The organism is Vibrio sp. 10N.261.52.A1 (genome assembly GCF_002876325.1).
GTDB lineage: Bacteria > Pseudomonadota > Gammaproteobacteria > Enterobacterales > Vibrionaceae > Vibrio > Vibrio chagasii.
On the sequence record NZ_MCYD01001042.1, the window covers coordinates 1 to 381 of the forward strand.

General features: G+C 37.8%; 1 protein-coding gene. It reads left to right on the forward strand.

All coding sequences use genetic code 11. The annotated features are described in order from the left end of the window. Window positions 1-321 (forward strand): Wzt carbohydrate-binding domain-containing protein (locus BCT81_RS22565; RefSeq protein ID WP_198596946.1); only part of this gene is annotated, 321 nt, incomplete at its 5' end. Window positions 322-381: the final 60 nt, after the last annotated feature.

Sequence of the window (381 nt, forward strand, 5' to 3'; positions counted from 1 at the left end):
GGCAAGGTTAGCGTCAACTTTAAATTATCTGATGATAAAAAGATTAATATTGTTAGTGGCTCTTTTATGCTTGCTGATAAGGCTTTGATAGAGTTGTCCCAAGGGAGTAAGCATGTTGTTGAGTATTGTCTAAAGTTGCCTCTTCAAAAAAATGCATATTCTTTGGAGGCATCGATAACAGCAACGCAAATTGAAAATGAACTTTATGAGTATATTGACGTAGTGCCTAACGCAGTTGTTTTTACAATGGATGTTCGACCTGAAGTTACTGTCTGGGCAAAGGTTCACTTATTCCCTCAGTTATCCGTACAGAATCTTTAAGGTCCATGCACCCAGTGTTAAAAACTTTCGCCGAATGCTGTGATTAGATTAGACTATACC